Source organism: Acinetobacter sp. GG23, from assembly GCF_057766365.1.
In genome coordinates this window covers 358,611-379,327 of the sequence record NZ_JBYMDJ010000001.1, presented here as the reverse complement: position 1 = coordinate 379,327, position 20,717 = coordinate 358,611, and the positions used below count along the sequence as shown (strand labels likewise).

The 20,717-nt window shown below is 39.3% G+C and carries 20 protein-coding genes and 1 pseudogene; 11 read left to right on the top strand and 10 right to left on the bottom strand.

Annotation, left to right across the window (positions count from 1 at the left end; all coding sequences use genetic code 11):
• The first annotated feature begins 149 nt into the window (after nucleotides 1–149).
• Both ppsR and AC3CAU_RS01845 read left to right on the top strand, forming a co-directional pair.
• The gene (gene ppsR, locus AC3CAU_RS01850; protein WP_131216149.1) at nucleotides 150–986 is read left to right on the top strand and encodes a posphoenolpyruvate synthetase regulatory kinase/phosphorylase PpsR; all 837 of its coding nucleotides are present in this window, start codon (nucleotides 150–152) and stop codon (nucleotides 984–986) included.
• 67 nt (nucleotides 987–1,053) lie between these two features.
• Complete coding sequence (locus tag AC3CAU_RS01845) at nucleotides 1,054–1,824, top strand: hypothetical protein (protein ID WP_447053206.1); 771 nt, start codon at nucleotides 1,054–1,056, stop codon at nucleotides 1,822–1,824.
• A 50-nt stretch (nucleotides 1,825–1,874) separates the two neighbouring features.
• Here the strand turns inward: AC3CAU_RS01845 and AC3CAU_RS01840 are convergent, their stop codons facing one another.
• The 6 genes from AC3CAU_RS01840 to AC3CAU_RS01815 all read right to left on the bottom strand — a co-directional run bounded on the left by AC3CAU_RS01840 (nucleotide 1,875) and on the right by AC3CAU_RS01815 (nucleotide 6,356).
• Nucleotides 1,875–2,429, bottom strand: a complete 555-nt coding sequence (locus tag AC3CAU_RS01840; RefSeq protein ID WP_447053205.1) for an NAD(P)/FAD-dependent oxidoreductase — start codon at nucleotides 2,427–2,429, stop codon at nucleotides 1,875–1,877.
• A gap of 364 nt (nucleotides 2,430–2,793) precedes the next feature.
• Nucleotides 2,794–3,270: an inner membrane protein YiaA gene (yiaA, locus tag AC3CAU_RS01835; protein WP_447053204.1), complete on the bottom strand. Its 477-nt coding sequence runs from the start codon at nucleotides 3,268–3,270 to the stop codon at nucleotides 2,794–2,796.
• Nucleotides 3,271–3,441: 171 nt separating this feature from the next.
• Nucleotides 3,442–4,443: an LLM class flavin-dependent oxidoreductase gene (locus AC3CAU_RS01830; protein WP_447053203.1), complete on the bottom strand. Its 1,002-nt coding sequence runs from the start codon at nucleotides 4,441–4,443 to the stop codon at nucleotides 3,442–3,444.
• Nucleotides 4,444–4,603: 160 nt separating this feature from the next.
• Nucleotides 4,604–5,104, bottom strand: a complete 501-nt coding sequence (locus tag AC3CAU_RS01825; RefSeq protein WP_447053202.1) for a hypothetical protein — start codon at nucleotides 5,102–5,104, stop codon at nucleotides 4,604–4,606.
• Between the two features lie 189 nt (nucleotides 5,105–5,293).
• A complete protein-coding gene (locus tag AC3CAU_RS01820; RefSeq protein ID WP_447053201.1) occupies nucleotides 5,294–5,731 on the bottom strand; it encodes a hypothetical protein in 438 nt (145 codons plus the stop codon).
• A gap of 193 nt (nucleotides 5,732–5,924) precedes the next feature.
• Nucleotides 5,925–6,356: a hypothetical protein gene (locus tag AC3CAU_RS01815; RefSeq protein ID WP_131216142.1), complete on the bottom strand. Its 432-nt coding sequence runs from the start codon at nucleotides 6,354–6,356 to the stop codon at nucleotides 5,925–5,927.
• Nucleotides 6,357–6,722: 366 nt separating this feature from the next.
• On the opposite strand from AC3CAU_RS01815, the gene prfA reads away from it, so the two are divergent.
• Together prfA and prmC are read left to right on the top strand one after the other, a co-directional pair.
• On the top strand, nucleotides 6,723–7,811 hold the full coding sequence (gene prfA / locus AC3CAU_RS01810) for a peptide chain release factor 1 (RefSeq protein WP_131216141.1): 1,089 nt from the start codon (nucleotides 6,723–6,725) through the stop codon (nucleotides 7,809–7,811).
• The gene (prmC, locus tag AC3CAU_RS01805) at nucleotides 7,812–8,630 is read left to right on the top strand and encodes a peptide chain release factor N(5)-glutamine methyltransferase (protein ID WP_447053200.1); all 819 of its coding nucleotides are present in this window, start codon (nucleotides 7,812–7,814) and stop codon (nucleotides 8,628–8,630) included.
• Nucleotides 8,631–8,684: 54 nt separating this feature from the next.
• On the opposite strand, the gene AC3CAU_RS01800 is transcribed toward prmC, so the two are convergent.
• The 4 genes and pseudogenes from AC3CAU_RS01800 to AC3CAU_RS01785 form a co-directional block, all read right to left on the bottom strand.
• Nucleotides 8,685–9,515, bottom strand: coding sequence for an ABC transporter permease (locus AC3CAU_RS01800; RefSeq protein WP_447053199.1), 831 nt, complete (start codon nucleotides 9,513–9,515; stop codon nucleotides 8,685–8,687).
• A gap of 2 nt (nucleotides 9,516–9,517) precedes the next feature.
• Nucleotides 9,518–10,486, bottom strand: a pseudogene (locus AC3CAU_RS01795) (aliphatic sulfonate ABC transporter substrate-binding protein).
• A 638-nt stretch (nucleotides 10,487–11,124) separates the two neighbouring features.
• Complete coding sequence (locus tag AC3CAU_RS01790; RefSeq protein WP_447053198.1) at nucleotides 11,125–11,478, bottom strand: hypothetical protein; 354 nt, start codon at nucleotides 11,476–11,478, stop codon at nucleotides 11,125–11,127.
• 207 nt (nucleotides 11,479–11,685) lie between these two features.
• Nucleotides 11,686–12,705 carry an AraC family transcriptional regulator gene (locus AC3CAU_RS01785; protein WP_447053197.1) on the bottom strand — a complete coding sequence of 340 codons (1,020 nt, stop codon included), beginning with the start codon at nucleotides 12,703–12,705 and terminating at the stop codon, nucleotides 11,686–11,688.
• Between the two features lie 156 nt (nucleotides 12,706–12,861).
• On the opposite strand from AC3CAU_RS01785, the gene AC3CAU_RS01780 reads away from it, so the two are divergent.
• The 7 genes from AC3CAU_RS01780 to AC3CAU_RS01750 all read left to right on the top strand — a co-directional run bounded on the left by AC3CAU_RS01780 (nucleotide 12,862) and on the right by AC3CAU_RS01750 (nucleotide 20,691).
• A complete protein-coding gene (locus tag AC3CAU_RS01780) occupies nucleotides 12,862–13,632 on the top strand; it encodes a 3-hydroxyacyl-CoA dehydrogenase (protein ID WP_447053196.1) in 771 nt (256 codons plus the stop codon).
• A gap of 415 nt (nucleotides 13,633–14,047) precedes the next feature.
• Nucleotides 14,048–15,184 carry an acyl-CoA dehydrogenase family protein gene (locus AC3CAU_RS01775; RefSeq protein ID WP_447053195.1) on the top strand — a complete coding sequence of 379 codons (1,137 nt, stop codon included), beginning with the start codon at nucleotides 14,048–14,050 and terminating at the stop codon, nucleotides 15,182–15,184.
• A 239-nt stretch (nucleotides 15,185–15,423) separates the two neighbouring features.
• Nucleotides 15,424–17,070, top strand: a complete 1,647-nt coding sequence (locus tag AC3CAU_RS01770) for an AMP-binding protein (RefSeq protein WP_424621134.1) — start codon at nucleotides 15,424–15,426, stop codon at nucleotides 17,068–17,070.
• Nucleotides 17,071–17,692: 622 nt separating this feature from the next.
• Nucleotides 17,693–18,421, top strand: coding sequence for a HesA/MoeB/ThiF family protein (locus tag AC3CAU_RS01765; RefSeq protein ID WP_447054317.1), 729 nt, complete (start codon nucleotides 17,693–17,695; stop codon nucleotides 18,419–18,421).
• A gap of 58 nt (nucleotides 18,422–18,479) precedes the next feature.
• The gene (locus tag AC3CAU_RS01760; protein WP_447053194.1) at nucleotides 18,480–19,778 is read left to right on the top strand and encodes an ABC1 kinase family protein; all 1,299 of its coding nucleotides are present in this window, start codon (nucleotides 18,480–18,482) and stop codon (nucleotides 19,776–19,778) included.
• 138 nt (nucleotides 19,779–19,916) lie between these two features.
• Entirely contained in the window at nucleotides 19,917–20,297 is a 381-nt protein-coding gene (folB, locus tag AC3CAU_RS01755) for a dihydroneopterin aldolase (protein WP_447053193.1), read from the top strand.
• A complete protein-coding gene (locus AC3CAU_RS01750) occupies nucleotides 20,254–20,691 on the top strand; it encodes a 2-amino-4-hydroxy-6-hydroxymethyldihydropteridine diphosphokinase (RefSeq protein WP_131216131.1) in 438 nt (145 codons plus the stop codon). The genes folB and AC3CAU_RS01750 overlap by 44 nt, the downstream gene beginning before the upstream one ends.
• The last annotated feature ends 26 nt before the right edge of the window (nucleotides 20,692–20,717 follow it).

Below are 20,717 nucleotides of genomic sequence, written 5' to 3'. Positions count from 1 at the left end.
TTACTCCACTTTTGCAGTATTAATCACTATCTTGGCATGAGATTATAACAAATCGCGAAGCTTTTTGATTTAACTCGGCGACAGTCATGTAAGATCGGTTTACTATAAAGATTTTACAGTACTTAGACAAATATTTAAGGAGAATTTTAATGTCAGAAGGTAAACAAATTAAGCGCAGTGTATTTTTTATTTCCGATGGTACTGCAATTACGGCTGAAACCCTTGGACACTCACTGTTAGCACAGTTTCCTCATGTTAATTTTGACATTCATATTATTCCTTATATTAGCTCTGAAGAAGCGGCAATGAATGTGGTTGCAGAGATTAACCAACGTGCTGATCGTGATGGGCAGCAACCTTTGGTGTTTGATACTCTTGTAGACCCATATGTACGTGACATTATTAATACGGCAAATGCTGTAAATCTTGATGTATTTGAAGGACTTATTGGAAAGTTGTCTGAGGTTTTGGGTACTCCTCCTACAACTTTAGTCGGACAAACCCATGCGGTGACCGATTCAGAGTCATATAAATCTCGTATTGATGCGGTTCATTTTGCCTTGGATAACGATGATGGTGCACGTACACGCCATTATGACAAAGCTGATTTAATCTTGATTGGCGTGTCACGTTCAGGCAAAACCCCAACCTCAATTTATTTGTCATTACAGTTTGGCATTCGTGTAGCAAACTATCCGTTAACTGAAGAAGATCTGGATGACAACCGTTTGCCTGCGGTATTGCGTCCGCATAAAAGTAAACTGTTTGGTTTAATGATTGATGCGGAGCGTCTTGTAGCGATTCGTACTGAACGTAAAGCAAACAGCCGTTATGCAAGTTTCAGTCAATGCCAGATGGAGCTTCGTGCGGTTGAAGGGATTTATATTTCTGAAGGCATTAAATACTTGAATGTTTCGGAAATGTCGATTGAAGAAATTTCAACCCGTGTTTTACAAATGACAGGTCTTAAACGTCGTATTGGTTAAAGTAAAAGTAGAGTTAAATTAATATTTAACTCTACTTTATATAATCGAAAAATAAGAGGATTGTTATATGTATAAAATATTAAATTTAAAAATAATCGCTCTTTTTTTCGCTATGTTGAATCTGGTAAATAGCTCGACTTTTGCAGAATCGGTTGCTCAATTTGAAAGTAATGTCATCAATAAATATTATAAAACCAGTCTGACTGACCGCTATGAAAATGATGGCACTAATCAAGAAGTTGCATTAAAAATAGCCAGCTTTATTGAGAAAAATCCGCAAAGTTTTCTATACCCATTTAAACAATTACTCGATAAAAACCTACTTTCATTAAATTACAGTCCTGATCGAAAGCTCAAGTTTTATACGCTTAATGTTTCTGCAGGTGGCTCAATGCGGGAATTTGAGTCTTATGTGCAGTTCAAGCAGGGCGAAAAAGTCATTACACACGCACTCCATGATGGGGGATTTATTAAAGCGATTCGTCAAACTCAATTGAATAATGTGCCAACTTATCTTATTTCTAGAGTTTATATAGGCAGTGGTTGTGTTGGGCAATATAGTATTCAAGCGAATCAAATTAAAAATGCACATTATAAAAGCGTGCGTGTTTTTAAGACTAAAATCAAAGCGCTGGATCAGATTAATGTCAGCTATGACTGTAATTATTATCCAAAAAATATAGAGCCCTTTGATATGGATCGGTACTATATTCGTGTGTCTCAGGATACTAAAAATATTGATATTCTTATGATTAAGCCATCGGGTGAATTGACGCGAAATTATTTGCGTTATCAAAAAACTAAAAACGGTTATCAATATATCGGTAGGGTAAAATAAATTGGTCGATTAAAAAAGAGGCATATTAGCCTCTTTTTTGTGTTTGAAACTTAATAGGTTGTGATAATCATATCCACCAGATGTTCAATGCCTTCCATACTTTGTATGGCTTGCTCTGTAATTTTAACCACCGGCCAGGTAATTAGGTTACAGTTTTTACGCTGTAATGCTACATAGTAAGTATCTGACTTAAAGAACACTTTGTTTTCACTTGCCGAGTTGGGCATTAATTGACGTTTTAACCAGTTGTTTTTCACTTGTGATTCAAGATAGCGAATAGCCAGTAATGATTTAACCCGGTTATTAAAAAGACGGCGATTTTTAATAATTAAAGGATGCGAAAGCAGTTTATGAATGCCTTTTTCTGTATGGGGCAAAATAAAATGCGGTGCAATTTGAAAGATTTTAACCAATTTTGCATGATTACAGATTTGATCTAAATGCGTCACTGTCATTTGATTTGCACCGACAATAGCAACATTTAAATTGGAAAAATCAAAGTGTTTAAGATCTTCTGATGAAATGATTTTTCCCTTAAACTTTTGAAAAAAATCGGGTGAATTTTGAAAGAAGCCATCCAATGGATTCTTTTTCTTGTTAACCATTTATATATCCTTTCTTATTTTTACTTTGTTGCGGTCGGTCCTGCAATTCATTGGTATATCCAAGTTGGAACTTTTGGTAAAGTTTTTTCTGAAATCTGGTCAGTCATCGCAACTGTATTGCTGATAAGAATATGAATTAATTTTTGCCAACGATTTAAGTGGTTATGTGCCTAAAATTAGATAATTTAATATCAATCCCTGCGATGCTCGCATTTAATTTGTCTCATACTCCTAGAGTACTCATCTTGTCCTAACAATTCTCTTCTGCTTGATCTGCATAATGTTTTAATTGTTATTTCATAAAAAAATAAAAACCTGCAAATAAAGGGCAGGTCTTAATTTTATTCATGGTAGGTAAGAGGGCTTAATTTTTTTCTTCATCATGTTCTATATGCTGAAATTCTGTATTGGTATAATTAGGAATACTTGGCGGTTGGGTATGTGTCCTGAGATAGTCTAGATCGCGAATATTCTTTTGAACCGCAACGGCCCCAAATAAACTCAGTAAAAATGCCATGATATAAAACCCCTTTTCACTTAATGCAAGTGAGGCATTCCATAGACCAATAGCCAGTAATGCAATACAGATAATGATGGAAGCCCAGCAAAGTCCAAAATAAATAGCAGTCACTTGAATGCCTTCGAGTTTGTCACGGACAATTTTTTGCAAAGAGATTGCAGCAAATAAGCCATATAAGATCAGGATTAAATAATAGCCTTTTTCATTTAATAACATGGGCGCGTTAAATAAGCCGATGATATATGCTGCTGCACCCGCGATCAGAGCCACCCAACTTGCAGCAATAAATGCAGAAGTAGGTTTGTTAATATACTGATTCATTCTATTTTCCATTTTTGTATTCAATTGTTTTTATATAGCTATTATGCCTAAGCCAAACAATATCGCAAATATTATTGGGTCGGTAAGAGATAAATAAAATGATGAGTTGACTAGGGATTTGACATAAAAAATAGCACCTATATAGGTGCTATTTAAGAGGGTTGAAAAGTATCAAGAATTTTTGATATCCATTAGTAATTCAAAATTCTGAATGCGTTTATCTGTATCGTAAATATCACAGGTAAAAATGAACTCATCAACATTATATTTTTCTAGAAGTTCTTCTAAACCTGCTTTGACGGTTTCTGGTGAACCTATTTGTCCCATTGCGTAAAAATTATCGACTGACATTTTTTCCGCAGGTGACCAAATTCCTTCCATCGTTTCAACAGGCGCTTTCAGTTTTAAACTTTGCCCACGCATTAAGCCCAGTACACGTTGATACGCGCTAGTTGCCAGATATTCAGCCTCTTCATCGGTTTGAGCGACCACAGTTGGAACACCCATGGAAACATAAGGCTGAGCTAAATATTCAGATGGCTCAAAATTTTCTCTATACAATTTGATTGCTTGATCGAGCATACGTGGCGCGAAATGTGAAGCAAAGGAATAGGGAAGTCCTAATTTAGCGGCCAGTTGCGCACTAAATAAACTTGAACCTAAAAGCCAAACCGGAACATGAGTGTTTTGACCGGGTGTTGCAACAATACGTTGATGCGGTACGGGTTCTCTAAAGTATTGCAGAATTTCCAGTACATCTTGTGGAAACTGATCTTCTGTTTCCTGGCGACCGCGACGTAAAGCACGCATCGTGACCTGATCTGTACCGGGTGCTCGACCAAGACCCAATTCAACACGATTTGGATAAAGGGTGGCTAAAGTACCAAATTGTTCAGCAACGATCAGTGGGGCATGATTGGGCAGCATGATGCCACCAGAACCGACTTTTAAGCTATGTGTATTGGCTAAGATATAACCGAGTAAAACAGCAGTCGCTGAACTGGCAATGCCGTCCATATTATGATGTTCTGCCAACCATAGACGTTTATAACCTAATTGTTCAGCCTTTTGTGCCACTTCCAAAGCATGATGCAGTGAAAATTGAATGCTTTTATCATCACGGACGGGTGCAAGTTCAAGTATCGAAAATTGGATATCTTTTAATGAGCGCATTGGTTTTCTCAAATATGGAAGCTAAGAAAAGCATACGATGACTGATAGAGTTTGTATATCGTTTTTTTTCGATATATTGCTATTCTTAGTATGAATTAAGTAATTGCAGCACTTAAATAAAAAAAAGCACCCGAAGGTGCTTTAAATTGAATCTTTAGAATTAACGACGTTTTTTCCAGCCTACATGACGGCCATTGTCGTGGCGGTCGTTATAACGGTAACTATTGTTACGACGGTCATAACGGTCATTATAGCGACGCTCATCACGATCATAGCGATCATCATAACGGCGATCTTCACTTACTTTTTTACCCAGTAATGCACCACCAGCCGAACCTAAACCAGCACCAATATAACCACCGTTGGTTCCACCCATGTTTTTACCTACGGTATAACCACCTGCACCACCCAAAGCACCGCCAATCATGGCACCAGTACGGTCACGTTTGTTTGCAGCAACACCAGCACCTGCACCGCCACCGATAGCGGAACCAATCATTGCACCAGTGCTACCACCCATCTGTTTACCGACTGCGGCACCTACGACACCACCTAAGGCAGAGGTTAATGCTGTATTCGTTGCATTACCTGCATTGGCTGTAGTCATCGTTAAAGCAGATGAAGCCACTACAGCAGCAAGAATGATTGAATTAAATTTCATGGCAAACTCCTTTTTGAAGCTTTTGTTATCTCTTGAGTTAAATGTAATAAAAGATGTAGAAATGAAAATGGATGAGTTGTTCATCATTTGTATTTTTTTTCTGCTAGATTTATCCATAATTAGTCATTGATTCTCATCATTAAAAAGTAAAAAAGCACCCTAAGGTGCTTTAAACTTTAAATCTGATGCTTAACGGCGATTGTAGCGACGGTTGTTATAGCTGTTGTAACGGCGGTCTGTACGATCATCATAGCGACGGTCTTCACTTACCTTTTTACCCAGTACTGAACCACCAGCAGCGCCTAAGGCCGAACCGATATACCCACCAGTTGAACCCCCCATGCTTTTGCCGACAGTGTAACCACCCACACCACCTAAACCACCACCAATGGCAGCACCGGTACGGTCACGTTTATTTGCTGAAACAGCAGCGCCACCCGCACCACCAATTGCAGAACCAATTATTGCACCAGTATTGCCACCCATTTGTTTACCCACAGCAGTACCTACAACACTACCCAGCGCAGAGGTTAAAGCAACATTGGTAGTATTGCCTGCATAAGTTGCTGTAGTTGCAATAGCAGAAGTTGCAATGACTGTAGCAAATAAAATTGAATTAAATTTCATGGTGAACTCCAGTTGGAATCTTTTGTTATGTCTTGAGTTAAATGTAATAAAAAATGTGGAAAAGAAGATGGATGAGCTGTTAAGGGTTTGTAGTTTTTTTCTGCCAAATTTATCCATAATTAACAAGTTATAAAGATGCAGCAAAAAAAAGCACCCGAAGGTGCTTTTTACTGTTCAGCCGAACGATGATAAATTAACGATGACTGCGACGGTATTTTTTAGAATGTTTTTTGTAAGAACGTTGGTCGGCACGACGATCTTCTGATACTTTTTTACCCAGAACTGAGCCACCGGCTGCGCCCAATGCAGAGCCCACATAACCGCCAGTCGTACCACCCATATTTTTACCTACCGCATAACCGCCTACGCCGCCTAGACCACCACCGATGGCAGCACCGGTACGATTACGTCGATCAGCAGAAACAGCAGCACCACCCGCACCGCCCAGAGCAGAACCGATCATTGCGCCAGTATTACCACCCATTTGCTTACCAAGAGCAGTACCCGCGACACTACCTAAAGCAGAAGTTGCAGCAATACGAGTTGAATTGTCGGCATGGGCATTGACTGCCATCATTGATGATGCAGCTAATGTTGCGCTTAATAATAATGCATTCAGTTTCATAGTGAACTCCATGTCCAAAAAGCGGACGTTCTAATTAAGTTATTTCGATGGGGCAAATGTAACAAAAATCTTTTAGATAAATATGGAGACGAGCAATCAGAGTTGTGGCGTTTAGTGTTTACTTTGTAAAGTTATATTAATAATGTGGAGGAATCTTCCTGAAATATGTATTTATGACTGAAATGTGAATAAAATTAAAAGTAATTTCAATCCTATTTTCAGAAAATCCTTGTGGATAAGCTAGCTTACCTCAACAATATCTATGTCATTTAAACCTTAGAATCGTTACACTAGGCACAATTTTTTTGAGCTGATCTATGTCACATAAGGCATGGAGATAGCCTTTGTATTGAGATATTTTGCAAAATGAAAGAATCGTTACGTTTACGATTAGATCAACTTTCTGACCGTCATGAAGAATTAAACGCATTGCTTGCGGATATAGAAGTCATTTCTGACAACAAACGCTTTCGTCAACTTTCGCGTGAACATAATGACTTAACGGAAATTACCGAAGTTTGGAAAAAGTACACTCAAGCTGAAAAAGACATTGAGACTGCTGAAGCCATGTTGTCCGATCCTGACTTTAAGGAAATGGCGCAGGAAGAAATTCAGGAAAACAAGGCGCTGATTTCCTCCCTCGAAGCAGACTTAAATATCCTGATGATTCCGAAAGATCCGAATGATGCCAACTCGGCCTATTTAGAGATTCGTGCCGGAACCGGGGGGGATGAAGCTGCGATTTTCTCGGGTGACTTATATCGCATGTATAGCAAGTATGCCGAAGCTCAAGGCTGGAAATTAGAAATCCTATCCGAGAATGAAGGCGAGCATGGCGGTTATAAAGAAGTCATTTGCCTGATTAATGGTGAAGGCGTGTATGGTCGCCTGAAATTTGAAAGTGGCGCGCACCGTGTGCAGCGTGTACCTGCAACCGAATCTCAGGGCCGCGTACATACCTCTGCATGTACGGTAGCGATTCTTCCAGAAGTGGACGTTGATACTTCGGTTGAAATCAATTCATCTGAACTGCGAATTGATACTTACCGTGCATCGGGCGCGGGTGGTCAGCACATTAACAAAACTGACTCTGCGGTGCGTATTACCCATATTCCAACCGGTACAGTGGTTGAGTGTCAGGACGAACGTTCACAGCATAAAAACAAAGCCAAAGCCATGGCTTTACTGGTTTCGCGCTTAGAAAATGCCAAACGTGCTGCTGCCGATGCAGCTACTTCTGAAATGCGCCGTGATTTGGTCGGTTCAGGTGACCGCTCAGAGCGTATCCGGACCTATAACTATCCGCAGGGCCGGATGACCGATCACCGCATTAACTTAACTTTATATAAGTTAGATGCGGTGATGGAAGGTGATTTAACAGAATTGCTCGACAGTTTACATCGTGAATATCAGGCAGATCAGCTGGCAATGCTTGCACAACAGAATGGTGGTTAATTGAATATTGCACAGGCTTTGGCCTTACGTGGTGAAGCAGAAAGTTATGAGCGCCAAGAAAATGCTTGGCTACTCGAACACATCACCAAAATTGATTCTTTTGATTTGGTGATGAAGAAAGATCAGCAACTGACTGCTGAGCAAGAGCAAGCGTATATTGATGGTTTGAACCGCATCGAAGATGGCGAACCGTTGGCCTATGTGACTGGTTCACAGCCATTTTGGACGCTAGATTTAAAAGTGACCAAAGATACTTTGGTGCCACGTCCTGATACAGAAGTGCTGGTTGAAACGGTTTTACATTTAGACCTACCTGAAGATGCACGTATCGTAGATATGGGTACAGGTACAGGTGCAATTGCTTTATCTCTTGCCAGTGAACGTCCTGAATGGCAAGTAACTGCAACGGATATTTATGCACCAACTTTAGAAGTTGCGAAATTTAATGCGGATAAACACGATTTGAATCATGTGAAATTTTCATGTGGCAGTTGGTTTAAAGCGCTAGAAAAAAACCAGTTCTTTGATGTGATTGTTTCGAATCCGCCATATATTGACCCTCAGGATAAACACATTAAAGGTCTGGCGGCAGAGCCTCGACGCGCTCTGGTTGCGGGCAATAATGGGCTGGCCGATATTGAATTTATTATTCAAAACGGTAAAAAGTGGTTAACTGCCAATGGCTGGATTGCACTTGAGCATGGTTATGACCAAGCCGGTGTGGTGTACCAACTGTTTAAAAAATATGGTTATAAAGACACTCAAACCATTAAAGATTACGGCGGTAATAATCGGGTAACGATTGGTTGTTCCAAATAACTGAAAAAGTAGTAATAGATTCTAAGATTTAAAAATAAAGCGCTGAAAACCGCTTTATTTTTTGACCACATCGCGCCAACGTAACAGCCAGTTTTCAGCCAGCTTCATTAAACTATCAGTTATTTTTCCTAAAACCGCCAATAATATAATCGCAATAATGACAATGTCAGGTCGAGATGTTTCTCGTCCATCACTGAGTAAATAGCCGATGCCTTGAGTTGCAGCAATCAGTTCGGCGGCAATCATAAACATCCAAGCCAAACTTAAACTGTTGCGCAACCCGGTTAAAATGCCAGGGGAAGCGGCAGGTAAAATAATTTCTTTGATTTGCTGCAAATATTTCAGGCGATAGACTTGCGCCACTTCAATCAGTTTACGGTCTACACCCTGAATTGCGGCAACGGTATTGGTATAGGTCGGGAAAAAAGCACCTATTGCAATTAAGGTGATTTTAGACGTCTCATCAATGCCTAGCCATAAAAGTAAAAGTGGAATCCAAGCCAGACTGGGAATCGATTTAAGCGCTGAAAAAGAAGGTTGCAAAAAATCTTCGGCTTGCTTGTTTAGGCCGACCAGAATGGCAAAGATGAGTGCAAGACTACTACCGATAAAGAATCCTAAAAATACCCGCCAAGTACTGGTCCAGATATGAAGCCATAAATCCCCTGTAGACAGTTCTAGGAAAGAATCCCACAAACTACTAGGTGCTGGGAGCAAGTAAGGCTGGATAAAACCATTTTTGACTAAAATTTCACCCAAAATCAGTGCAAAAACAGGAATGAACAGTCCTTTAAGCTTGTTCATGACTTTAAGCAAACGAGGAGCTGTAGCGCTATCTAATTCAGGTTTAATCGCTGCCTTATGAGCTGTTGTAAGCAAACTCATTGTTACTTCACAACTTTCTGTGCATATCTTGCATCAAACAGTTGATCAATCACCTGATTGACATTGGTACCTGAACGAACCAAATTTTCTTCAGTCAAAATTGTTCCCGATTTCTTTAGTGCATTGATATGTTTTGCAGTGGGAATGTTCTGCTCAAAATTAGTTCGGCTAAGTTGAAGTTTAGTCACGGCAATAGGCAGCTTAGATTCACGCGCCAGCAATTCTGCAAGTTTATCCGGATTGGCTTTGGCCCACTTACGTGCCTGTTCATAAGCTTTAATGACAGCTTCAATGGCTTCCGGATTTTGTTTGGCAAACTGTTCTTTGGTACTCAATACGCTGTAACTATTGAACCCGACATTTCTATAAAGCAGTTTTGCACCAGACTATATTTGTGCAGCTGCCATTAAGGGATCTAAACCTGCCCAGGCATCAACTTGTCCACGCTCAAGCGCCGTTTTGCCATCCGGATCTTGTAAGTGTACTAGTTGAACCTCTTTTTTATTTAAACCGGCAGTTTCAAGTGCCTGTAAGGTGAACAGGAAAGGATCGGTACCTTTGGTTGCTGCAGTTTTTTTACCTTTTAAATCTTTAAGACTTTTAATCGGCGAGTTTTTTGCAACCACTAACGCCGTCCATTCCGGCTGACTTTGAATATATACGGTTTTAATCGGGCTCCCATTGGCACGGCTAAGGGCTGCTGCTAAACCCGTGGTCGATGAAAAATCTAGGCTATCAATATTTAAGTATTCGAGTGAACGGTTACTGCCTTGGCTAAAGACCCATTTAATTTCAGTCTTAGGCAGCGCTTTTTCTAAAAGTTTTTGTTCTTTAACCAACAGGCTAGTAGGAGCGTAGTAAGCATAATCCAGTATAAGGGTGTCGGGCAAAGCCGCGAGACTAGACTGACTCCCAAAACTGAGTGTAACTAGGGTAAATAATATTTTAGTTTTAAGACTGAAAGTGTGCATATAAACCCCATAAAATTGTAGAACTCGGTATAAGGGGAATACTGCCAGTCATAAATAGTAAAAGAGAACAGTAATTTTTATAAAATTATCTTAATTTCTCATATGTTGAATTAAATATTTTAACTGATTGAATTTTCTTAGATAAAAAATTATTTTTTAAAATTTCTGCTTTATATCAAAAAGATACATTGCAATGAATAAAATTTAAATAGGGTTTATTTTAAAGGCTGGAAATACAATGTAATTACCTTGTAATTATATGTAATATACTTTCAATTAAAGGGGGAATGCCGACAATAGCTCCTTTCTAACTGCAAGATTTAAATAGAAGAGCTATTTCAATCAAAGGTTATTTGAACGCAGGTTGGTATATTTCGATATCTTTTATCTTTATATTTAGGATAATCATTGGAACGCTATTGATTGATTGATTGATTGATTGATTGATTGATTGATGCCTTAATGGGTGCTCAAAATACCGTAATTGACCTATTAGAGATTCAGTAAAAAATAGAATTGGTGGCTAACGCCATGTTTTAAGTGAATGAATAAAAATATCGTATATAGGTGTATTAAAGAGCTCAAATTGAGCCAAAAAAAGCGACTTTATTAAGTCGCTTTTTTAATTTACTTTTGATTTATACTGGGAAGTCTTGTAAACAATCAGATATGTCTAATTGATTCAGTGCATCAGTTTCCAGTGCCAAGCAAAGTGCCACAATTTTTGCAGTATCTGCAAGATATCGATCATCTTTTAAAGCGACACCCGTTTGTAAAGCTTGAATACGTTCAGCGCTAATATCCAGTGCCTGTGCTGATTCAATTGCATCTTCACGATTGAAAAAGCTGAGCACAGCCTTCTGAAGTTCTGACTCAGAGGCATTTAAAATACCTTGATTCAAAAGCTTATCAAATTGAAAAGTGGGGGTGTTGAGAGAGTGAGTAAAATTTTGTACCAAGTTTTGTTCTAGTACATCAATCATCTTAAGCATGTCAGAACCTTTAATTTAAGGTGATTTCACGGGGAGGAGTACAGCAGGTCAAGCATAAAATTATGCTTTTAAATTGAATGAAAAATAACCTATTTTGGAACAAAATGCAACCATCTTTCGATGAGCAGCATATTGCTTTTTTAAACTCATGAAATTTTTAATACTATGAATTAATCATTTTTATACTTTGTAAATATAAGCCACTTATTACTCTTTATGTTGACGATAAGTACCGGGACTGACACCCGTCCATTTCTTGAAAGCACGATGAAATGCACTCGGATCATGAAAGTTTAATTCATCGCTAATATCTTGCAGAGATTTATCTGTTTTGGTTAAAAATTCAATAGCAGTATCACGCCGTATATCATTTTTGAGTTGTTGATAACTGATACCTTCACTTTTTAGGCGCCGTTGAATGGTGGCATCCGACATATTTAAACGTTGTGCAATTTCATTCAGCTCCAGCCATTCAGATGGCGGAACATTCATCAAGTGTTTACGGATCTGCGAACTAATGGCATTCGGATTTTTAAAGCGCACCAATAAATTCTGTGGCGTTTGCTGAATAAACCGATACCATGATTGTGTATCTTGTTTGATCGGGATATTTAAATAATTGGCATCGAACTGTATATAATTTTCGTTGCTATTGTATTGGATATCTTTACAAAAACGGACTTTATAGTCTTGATCATCCAACGGAGCATTACATTTAAGTTGAATCTGCTTGAGTAGAATTCTTTGTCCGCTTAACCAACACATCAAACCATGAATCAGCATTAAATAGGTAGCATAACTGAACATTCTTTTGGTCTGCTTTTGCTCGTAAATCACAATATAAGCATAGTTTTCCTGAACGAAAAGCTGACTCATAAAATCATCCAGAACCAGATTTAAAAATTGTAAAATCTGTCGTAATGCTATTTCTAGTGTTTCGGCATGTATAACGGATTTTGATAAAAGCTTAAAACTTCCGCGACGCATAGGGTGACTGTCCATACCAAAAAATTCGTCATTCATGACATCGGCAAGTTCAGTCCAAAGCTGGGCGTAGTGTGACACTGAAACACGGGCTTTGTTGGACTGCATTAACTCAACCGGAATACCGGATTTGACCAAGATGTTTTGGGTATTCAATCCCTGATGCTTTGCCGACAGCAGTGCTTCATGTACCAGACTGATCGAGATCGTACCTTTACTGTAATTTAAGTCTTGTTCCTTCATGTACAGATATCCGTATTCCGTATTTTTGCTGCCTTAACTTGGACTGTCCAAATCCATCAGAGAGGATGCAATATTTGGAAATTGTACTCTAGCTTAACTGCATTTACTCTGCATCTTAAGTCGAGTGTTTATTCAAAGAATTAACAGGAATAGAAAATGAAAATTCAAGGAAAAGTATTTGTAGTGACAGGCGGCGCATCTGGTTTAGGTGCGGCTACAGCCACTTATTTGGTCGGTCAAGGCGCAAAAGTGCTCATGGTTGATATGAATCAAGAGCTTGGTCAAGAAATGCAGCAGCGATTAGGCGAAAACTCAGTATTTATAAAACTGGATGTGACCGATGAACATGCGGTAAAAACATTCTTTGAAAATATTGAACAACAATATGGGCAGTTGAATGGTTTGGTGAATTGTGCGGGTATTGCGCCTTCCGCCAAAGTGCTTGGACGCGATGGCATCCATGATTTGGCCATGTTCCAAAAAGTTTTAAATATTAATGTCAGCGGGACGTTCAACATGATTCGTTTTGCTGCAAATCTGATTGCAAAATATGAATTGAAAGCCGGTGAAGAAGAACGTGGTGTCATTGTAAACACCGCATCAGTTGCCGCATTTGATGGTCAAATTGGGCAATCTGCTTATGCAGCATCGAAAGGTGCCGTGGCTGCCATGACCTTGCCTTTGGCACGTGAATTAGCTCGTGAAGCCATTCGTGTGATGACCATTGCGCCTGGGATTATGGAAACGCCAATGCTTAAAGCCATGCCACAAAATGTTCAGGATGCTTTGGGGCAAATGGTACCGTTTCCACCACGTTTAGCCAAACCGGAAGAGTTTGCACATCTGGTCGGTCATATTTTCGAAAATGCTTATTTAAATGGTGAAGTGATTCGTTTGGATGGTGCAATTCGTATGCAGCCTAAGTAGTTTTTTGGGTATTTTCATTACGGCGTCTTACCTCTATAAATTATTTTGAAGTAGCTCATTCTGTTACTTTTGTTTCGGCAAAATGAGGGCCTCAAAATATATTTTGAGTCTACAAGAAAACCAGAGTTATCTAAAACCTGGTCGAAGCATTGCTATTGAGCTTCCACTCAGGTTAGAGATGACGTTTTCGAGTTTTATATGTTTTGAAGAAATTTTTGGTGGAGTTTAAAAGCGTTACGTAGCCATTCATTTTTCTTTTGAAGGATCAAAAGAAACAAGAATCTTTTGTGAAACTCAAGATACCTCCTTGTATCTTGAGTTTCACAAGCGACCTCATGTCGCCGTCATGTATTCCAAATGAAGTAACTTTTAAAAAGTTTGAAATGAATGAAATAGATATAGAAAAGGAAGCTCAATGATTTTAAATGATGAACAAAAAATGGTTCAGGACATGTTGCGCAATTATTCGCAAAACAAGCTCAAGCCAACTGCTGCTGAACGCGATAAAACTGCCAACTTCCCTGCACAAGAATTAAAAGAACTGGGTGAACTTGGCGCTTTAGGTATGACTGTGTCAGAACAATGGGGTGGTGCCGGTCTGGATTATGTATCGCTTGTGGTGGCTTTAGAGGAAATTGCTGCAGGTGATGGCGCAATTTCTACTATTGTGAGCGTTCAAAACTCACTGCCTTGCGGTATAACTCAGCGCTACGGCACAGAAGATCAGAAACAAAAATACTTAACCAAACTTGCGACAGGTGAATGGCTCGGCTGTTTCTGCCTAACTGAACCACAAGCCGGTTCGGATGCAGGTGCACTGGAATGCAAGGCAGAACGTGACGGCGATGATTGGGTATTAAATGGCACTAAACAGTTTATTACTACAGGTAAGTATGCGCAGGTTGCCATTGTCTTTGCCGTGACTGATAAATCTGCAGGGAAAAAAGGCATTTCGTGTTTCATCATACCGACGGATAATGAAGGGTATCTTGTTTCTCGTCTTGAAGAAAAAATGGGACAACACTGTTCAGATACTGCAACGATCATCTTTGAAAATTGCCGGATTCCTGCCGAAAATTTATTGGGCAAGGAAGGTGAAGGTTACAAAATTGCTTTATCCAATCTGGAATCAGGGCGAATTGGTATTGCTGCACAATCAGTCGGCATGGCGCGTGCTGCACTTGATGCTGCGGTGGAATATGCCAATGAACGTAAAGCATTTGGTGTAGAGATTGTTCAGCATCAAGCCGTGGCATTTCGTTTAGCCGATATGGCCACTCAGATTGAAGCCGCACGTCAACTGATTTTCCATGCTGCAACTTTAAAAGATGCAGGTTTGCCGTGTTTAAAAGAAGCCTCAATGGCAAAACTGTTTGCATCAACTATGGCGGAACGCGTCTGTTCTGATGCCATTCAAATCCACGGTGGTTATGGTTATGTGTCTGATTTTCCAGTAGAGCGTATTTACCGTGACGTACGGGTCAGCCAGATTTATGAAGGTGCATCGGATATTCAGCGTTTAGTCATTGCCCGTGAAGTGACTAAAATCTAAATCGCGATCGAATGGTGATTGAATTTTAGACTTTGGTCAGTGTTCAAATCCTGCACATTTTTTGATGGATGAGGAAATTGCAGGAGGTGAGAAATCATGTTTATCTAGTTTAAGAGTGAAGCTAAAAAATTGAAAATGCTGAATGATTTTTGGCATTTTTAGGATGACAACAATAAGCAAAATGGATCAGAACAAAGCAGGAGCTTTGTTTATAAAAGAATGGATGAGAGGTTGTGGTCATGAAGACATTAGAACAGGCATATCAAGAGTTTAATTTTGATGATTTTCTTGCAGAGCAATTGGTAGGTACAGCTGAATCAGTCAATGCCTATATTGAATGTTGCGGGCGTTATCTTGGTTTAAATAAAACAGCCTTAATCTGGGAAGGCAAAAATGGCGAGTCTGCCGAATGGACATTTGAACAGCTGGCAGAAGCTTCTGGAAAATTGGCAAATTATTTTGTATCAGTAGGCTTAAAAGCAGGAGATTGTATTGCAGGTTTATTGCCGCGTACGCCGGAATTACTGATTACGATTCTAGCGACATGGCGCATGGGTGCAATTTATCAGCCATTGTTTACTGCGTTTGAGTCGAAAGCCATTGAACACAGAATCAATACCGTTAAAACAAAATTGATTGTGACCAATGATGAACAGCGTAAAAAACTGCATGGTGTTGCCATAAAGCATATTTTAACAGCACATCCATTAAATACATTAAGTCATCAAGATGCAGATTTTTGGAGCGAACTGACCAAGCAATCTTCAGTTTTTGCACCAGTAATGCAAAGCTTTGAAAATGATTTCCTGATGATGTTTACCTCGGGTACGACTGGATTGGCCAAATCTGTTCCTGTTCCTTTAAAAGCTGTTCTAGCATTTAAAGGGTATATGACTTATGCAGTGGATTTGCGTGAAGAAGATTCTTTCTGGAATCTGGCAGATCCGGGTTGGGCATATGGTTTGTATTATGGCATTGCCGGACCTTTAAGTCTTGGGCATAGCATTATTATGGATGAGCGTGCATTTAGCGTAGATAACGCCGTGCAGATCATTCAAAAATATAAAGTCAGTAATTTGACCGGATCGCCAACTGCATTTCGGATGTTCTTTGGATTTAAGGAAAAATTTGATCCATCAATTAAACAGCATTTACGTGTGGTGAGTAGTGCAGGTGAGCCTTTAACACCTGAAGTGATTCACTGGTTTAACCATGATTTAAACGTAAATATTTATGATCAATATGGACAGACTGAACTGGGGATGGTGGTTGCCAATCATCATGCTTTGGAACATGAAAAGAAAGTGGGTTCAGCGGGTTTTGCCAACCCAGGGCATCGTTTTGTAGTATTAAATCAAAACAATGAAGAAGTTGAAAAAGGTGGAATCGGCACATTGGCTATCGACTTTTCTCAGTCACCTTTAACCTGGTTTAAAGGTTATGGAGGAAATGACCTTAAATCTTTTGTGGGGAAATATTATTTAACCGGTGATACGGTGAAGTTAAATGAATTTGGTGGGGTAGATTTTATTGGACGTGCTGACGATGTCATTACAACGTCAGGCTATCGCGTAGGTCCTTTCGATGTTGAAAGCACCTTGCTTGAATGTGAAGAGGTTTTGGAGTCGGCAGTGATTGGCAAGCCAGATCTAGAACGTACAGAAGTAGTCAAAGCTTTTGTGGTTCTTAAACCACAATTTTCAGCTTCAGATGAGTTGAGTCATAAACTTCAGGCATATGTACGTTCACGCTTATCTAAACATGCATATCCTAAAGAAATTGAATTTGTGGATGTTTTACCTAAAACCTCGAGTGGAAAAATTCAACGCAATTTACTTAAGCAACAGGAAGTTGCCAAAATGCAGGGCATTCAAAAAGCAGTCTAGCCATACTTTCCTTATTTTGACCTAGATTCGAGAGTTTGTAGAAATAAAAAACCGTCATTAAGGGCGGTTTTTTATTGTGGGAATACGTAAATTGAATATCACTATTTAGACACTCCGCCACCTAGAAATGTCAGGTTTAATATTTAGTGATTTGATGTTTGCCTAGTAATTGCTTAAAGTTTTTGAATAGCATTATTAACTGTAAAGGCTCAAGTTCGTCTCTCGACGGGAAAAAAGGTCAGTAGCTTAGTCTTTCCCAATGCCCATAAGTACATAGTGAATTTAGGAAAACTATTACTTACTGCTGCGGTTATAAGGCACTCACAGCTAACCCTGTATTTAATAAATACTTATGGCATCGTCATGTTTTAGATCAATACCCAGTGAGCATAGTAGGAATAAAAAATATGTCAAATTTCAAATATTTATTTGATTTTTATTCGGTCAATTTATAGGCTACTTCAAATAAATGATTAAAATTAAGACAAAAAATAGCTAAGAAAAAATAGATTTGCTGAATACTCCTGCTGATTTGTCTATACTCAGCGAAACAAGAAAAGGCTGATAAGGATGATGTCTAGTGACCCGGTATGATACTGATTTGGAACTCAGCGACCAAGAAATGCATCTTTATAGCCGTCAAATTCTTCTTGATGGCTGGGATATTGAAGCACAGGAAAAACTCAAACTCGCCAATGTCTTAATTGTCGGTTGTGGCGGAATTGGTTGTACAACCGCAGAACTTCTGGCGCGTGCGGGTGTGGGGCAAATTACCTTAATTGATGCCGACACCATTGAAATGAGTAATCTGCAACGTCAAATAGCCTATGTAGAAGAAAATATTGGATTTTATAAATCCGAAATACTGGCTAAACGCTTAAAGCAGATTAATCCGCATATCCGTGTTGAATCAAAAACTGTAAAACTGGATGAAGGTAATGCAGCACAACTCATTTCAAATCAAGATCTGGTCTTAGATGGCTGTGACAATTTCACCACACGTTACCTGGTCAACCAAATCTGTAAGCAATTCAATACACCTTTAATCAGTGCTTCCGCTATTGGTTTTCAGGGACAATTGTTTATGGTGGAAGGCGACTCTGCCTGTTATGAATGTCTATTTCCCAAAGAACAGCATGTCAATGAAAACCTACGCTGTGCAGACTCTGGGGTATTAGCCACTACACCAAATGTGATGGCGAGTTTGCAGGCGCATCACGCATTGCTGTATTTAGGTTTGGGGAAAATGCCGCTTAAGCAAAAACTGATGCTTTGGGATGGGTTAAGCATGAAACAACGCTTGCTCGCTTTCGAAAAAGATACAGATTGTCCAGTCTGTCAGGCAAGATAGCCCTGCAAACGAATATTTTTTTGCTACACTCACTACAATTTAATTCTAAGCTGACATTATGAAAAACAATATCTGGTTAGATGGACTACGTTCCGTTGCCCGTGTGGGTGAAACGGCTGTTATTGCAGCAAAAGCAGGCATTAAATACGCCACAGAAAAACCAAGTAACGCAAAACTGATGCGTGAAACTTTTGAATCATTGGGTTCAACCTATATTAAACTTGGACAGTTTATTGCCAGTACACCTTCACTGTTTCCACGTGAATATGTTGAAGAATTTCAAGGCTGTCTAGATCAAACGCCGTCTTTGCCATTTAGTTATGTGCAAGGGGTTTTGGCCTCTGAATTTGCAGGTAGAAATTTAGATGAAATCTTTGCCTCGATTGATGAAAAGCCTTTAGCCTCAGCATCCATTGCACAAGTTCACGCAGCTAGACTTGTGACAGGCGAAGATGTAGTGATTAAAGTGCAAAAGCCAGGTGTAGAAACCATCCTCTACACTGACTTAAATGTATTGCACTGGGCTACCAAAATTTTAGAAAAAGCGGTTCCTAAAGTAAAATTTGCATCACTTGCCGATATTGTCGATGAAATTAAAACCCGTATGGTGCGTGAAGTCGACTTTATTGAAGAAGCACAAAATCTTGATGATTTCGTTAACTATTTGAATGTGACTCAAAATTCAAAAGCTACAGCACCGAAAGTTTATCACCAATATTCAACTCGTCGTGTACTCACCATGCAGCGTTTTTATGGTGTGCCTTTGACTGATTTTGATGTGGTCAAAAGAGTCTCTAAAGATCCGTCTCAGGTTTTAATTACAGCCATGAATACCTGGTTTGGTAGCTTGATGATGTGTAACAGTTTCCATGCAGATTTACATGCAGGCAATCTGATGCTGCTTGAAGATGGTCGTGTCGGTTTTATCGATTTTGGTATTGTCGGTCAGCTTAATCCTGAAGTATGGACTGCATCTATTGCATTTATGGATGCGTTGCAAAAAACTGATTACCACCTGATGTCAGAAAACATGCTAAAAATGGGTATGACCGACAAGAAAATTGATACACAAGTTTTAGCGGATGATCTGGAGCGGTTATTTAGTGGGGCATTAATGGCTGATCCTCAACAAATATTAAGTTCAAATCCCGCAGATTTAAACGATATTATGATGGATATGGTTGGAGTCGGTGAGCGTCACGGTATTCGCTTCCCGCGTGACTTTGCCTTGCTGTTTAAACAAATGCTGTATTTTGATCGCTTTATGCGCATTCTCGCGCCATATACCGATATTTATGCAGACCAAAGACTGCAAATGGTGCAAACTCTTGATCCAAACGTGCTATTAAAACATTAAATTTGAACAGGAATAAATCTCCTTAAATTCGCTTTTTTAAAGGGAGGACTTTAAAATATCCTCCCTTTTTTAAACGGATGAGAAACATTGTTTTGCAAGGAGAGATTCAAAATCAAAGTCAGTAAAGGGTAAAAAAACATGGATGCAATTATCATTGAAGGTTTAAAGGTCGAGACAGTGGTGGGATGTTTCAATTGGGAACGTCAAATCATTCAGCCTTTAATGCTGGATATGACCATCCAGACCAGTTTGGAACAGGCCTCTCATTCCGATGAACTGGAACATACACTGAATTATGCGGAAATTTGCGAAATTTCTGCTTCGGTTATTCAAAAAGCACAGCCCAAATTGATTGAACATGCAGCAAAGCTTGTTCTAAATGCGCTTTTTACTACCTTTCCTGAGGTTGAATCGATTATGATTACAATCCGTAAGCCTGCCATTATCGCGCAAGCAAATTCTGTAGGAATTCGTCTTGAACGCCACCGAAACGATATTCGCCTTAGCTCTGGCGAGTAACTGTCATCCTGAACACCATTTTAAGCAGGCATTTGCCCAGATTGCTAAAATGGGACAGGTTCAATTCTCTGAGATTTATTTAATTCCATGTCGCGATAGTGTGGGTGCAGATTACTGGAATGCGGCGTGTTTGCTCGAAAGTAAAATGAGTGTTGAAGAAATGACCTCCATCCTTAAAAAAATGGAAGATGAAGCAGGTCGAGTACGTCCATCTCATCAAATTTCTTTAGATGTAGATCTGATTGCATGGGGAGAGGACTTATCTCATATGCAATTTAATCCAAAGAAATTACCCCTAGCAACGGATGTCAAAATTCCAATGCTGGATGTCTGGCAGAGTACTGATTTTGAAAATGAAACACATAAGTTTCCAATTGTGAATTGGATAGATTAACTCTCATTCAGTTCATCCGGAGATGA

Excerpts from the sequence above, each read along its gene's own strand:
- AC3CAU_RS01760 (WP_447053194.1), top strand. The coding sequence starts at position 18,480 with ATGAAAAACAATATCTGGTTAGATGGACTACGTTCCGTTGCCCGTGTG.
- prfA (WP_131216141.1), top strand. The coding sequence starts at position 6,723 with ATGAAAGAATCGTTACGTTTACGATTAGATCAACTTTCTGACCGTCAT.
- ppsR (WP_131216149.1), top strand. The coding sequence starts at position 150 with ATGTCAGAAGGTAAACAAATTAAGCGCAGTGTATTTTTTATTTCCGAT.
- yiaA (WP_447053204.1), bottom strand. The coding sequence starts at position 3,270 with ATGAATCAGTATATTAACAAACCTACTTCTGCATTTATTGCTGCAAGT.
- AC3CAU_RS01815 (WP_131216142.1), bottom strand. The coding sequence starts at position 6,356 with ATGAAACTGAATGCATTATTATTAAGCGCAACATTAGCTGCATCATCA.
- AC3CAU_RS01775 (WP_447053195.1), top strand. The coding sequence starts at position 14,048 with ATGATTTTAAATGATGAACAAAAAATGGTTCAGGACATGTTGCGCAAT.
- AC3CAU_RS01785 (WP_447053197.1), bottom strand. The coding sequence starts at position 12,705 with ATGAAGGAACAAGACTTAAATTACAGTAAAGGTACGATCTCGATCAGT.
- AC3CAU_RS01830 (WP_447053203.1), bottom strand. The coding sequence starts at position 4,443 with ATGCGCTCATTAAAAGATATCCAATTTTCGATACTTGAACTTGCACCC.
- AC3CAU_RS01800 (WP_447053199.1), bottom strand. The coding sequence starts at position 9,515 with ATGAGTTTGCTTACAACAGCTCATAAGGCAGCGATTAAACCTGAATTA.
- folB (WP_447053193.1), top strand. The coding sequence starts at position 19,917 with ATGGATGCAATTATCATTGAAGGTTTAAAGGTCGAGACAGTGGTGGGA.
- AC3CAU_RS01840 (WP_447053205.1), bottom strand. The coding sequence starts at position 2,429 with ATGGTTAACAAGAAAAAGAATCCATTGGATGGCTTCTTTCAAAATTCA.
- AC3CAU_RS01770 (WP_424621134.1), top strand. The coding sequence starts at position 15,424 with ATGAAGACATTAGAACAGGCATATCAAGAGTTTAATTTTGATGATTTT.
- AC3CAU_RS01790 (WP_447053198.1), bottom strand. The coding sequence starts at position 11,478 with ATGCTTAAGATGATTGATGTACTAGAACAAAACTTGGTACAAAATTTT.
- AC3CAU_RS01825 (WP_447053202.1), bottom strand. The coding sequence starts at position 5,104 with ATGAAATTTAATTCAATCATTCTTGCTGCTGTAGTGGCTTCATCTGCT.
- AC3CAU_RS01820 (WP_447053201.1), bottom strand. The coding sequence starts at position 5,731 with ATGAAATTTAATTCAATTTTATTTGCTACAGTCATTGCAACTTCTGCT.
- AC3CAU_RS01780 (WP_447053196.1), top strand. The coding sequence starts at position 12,862 with ATGAAAATTCAAGGAAAAGTATTTGTAGTGACAGGCGGCGCATCTGGT.
- AC3CAU_RS01845 (WP_447053206.1), top strand. The coding sequence starts at position 1,054 with ATGTATAAAATATTAAATTTAAAAATAATCGCTCTTTTTTTCGCTATG.
- AC3CAU_RS01765 (WP_447054317.1), top strand. The coding sequence starts at position 17,693 with ATGCATCTTTATAGCCGTCAAATTCTTCTTGATGGCTGGGATATTGAA.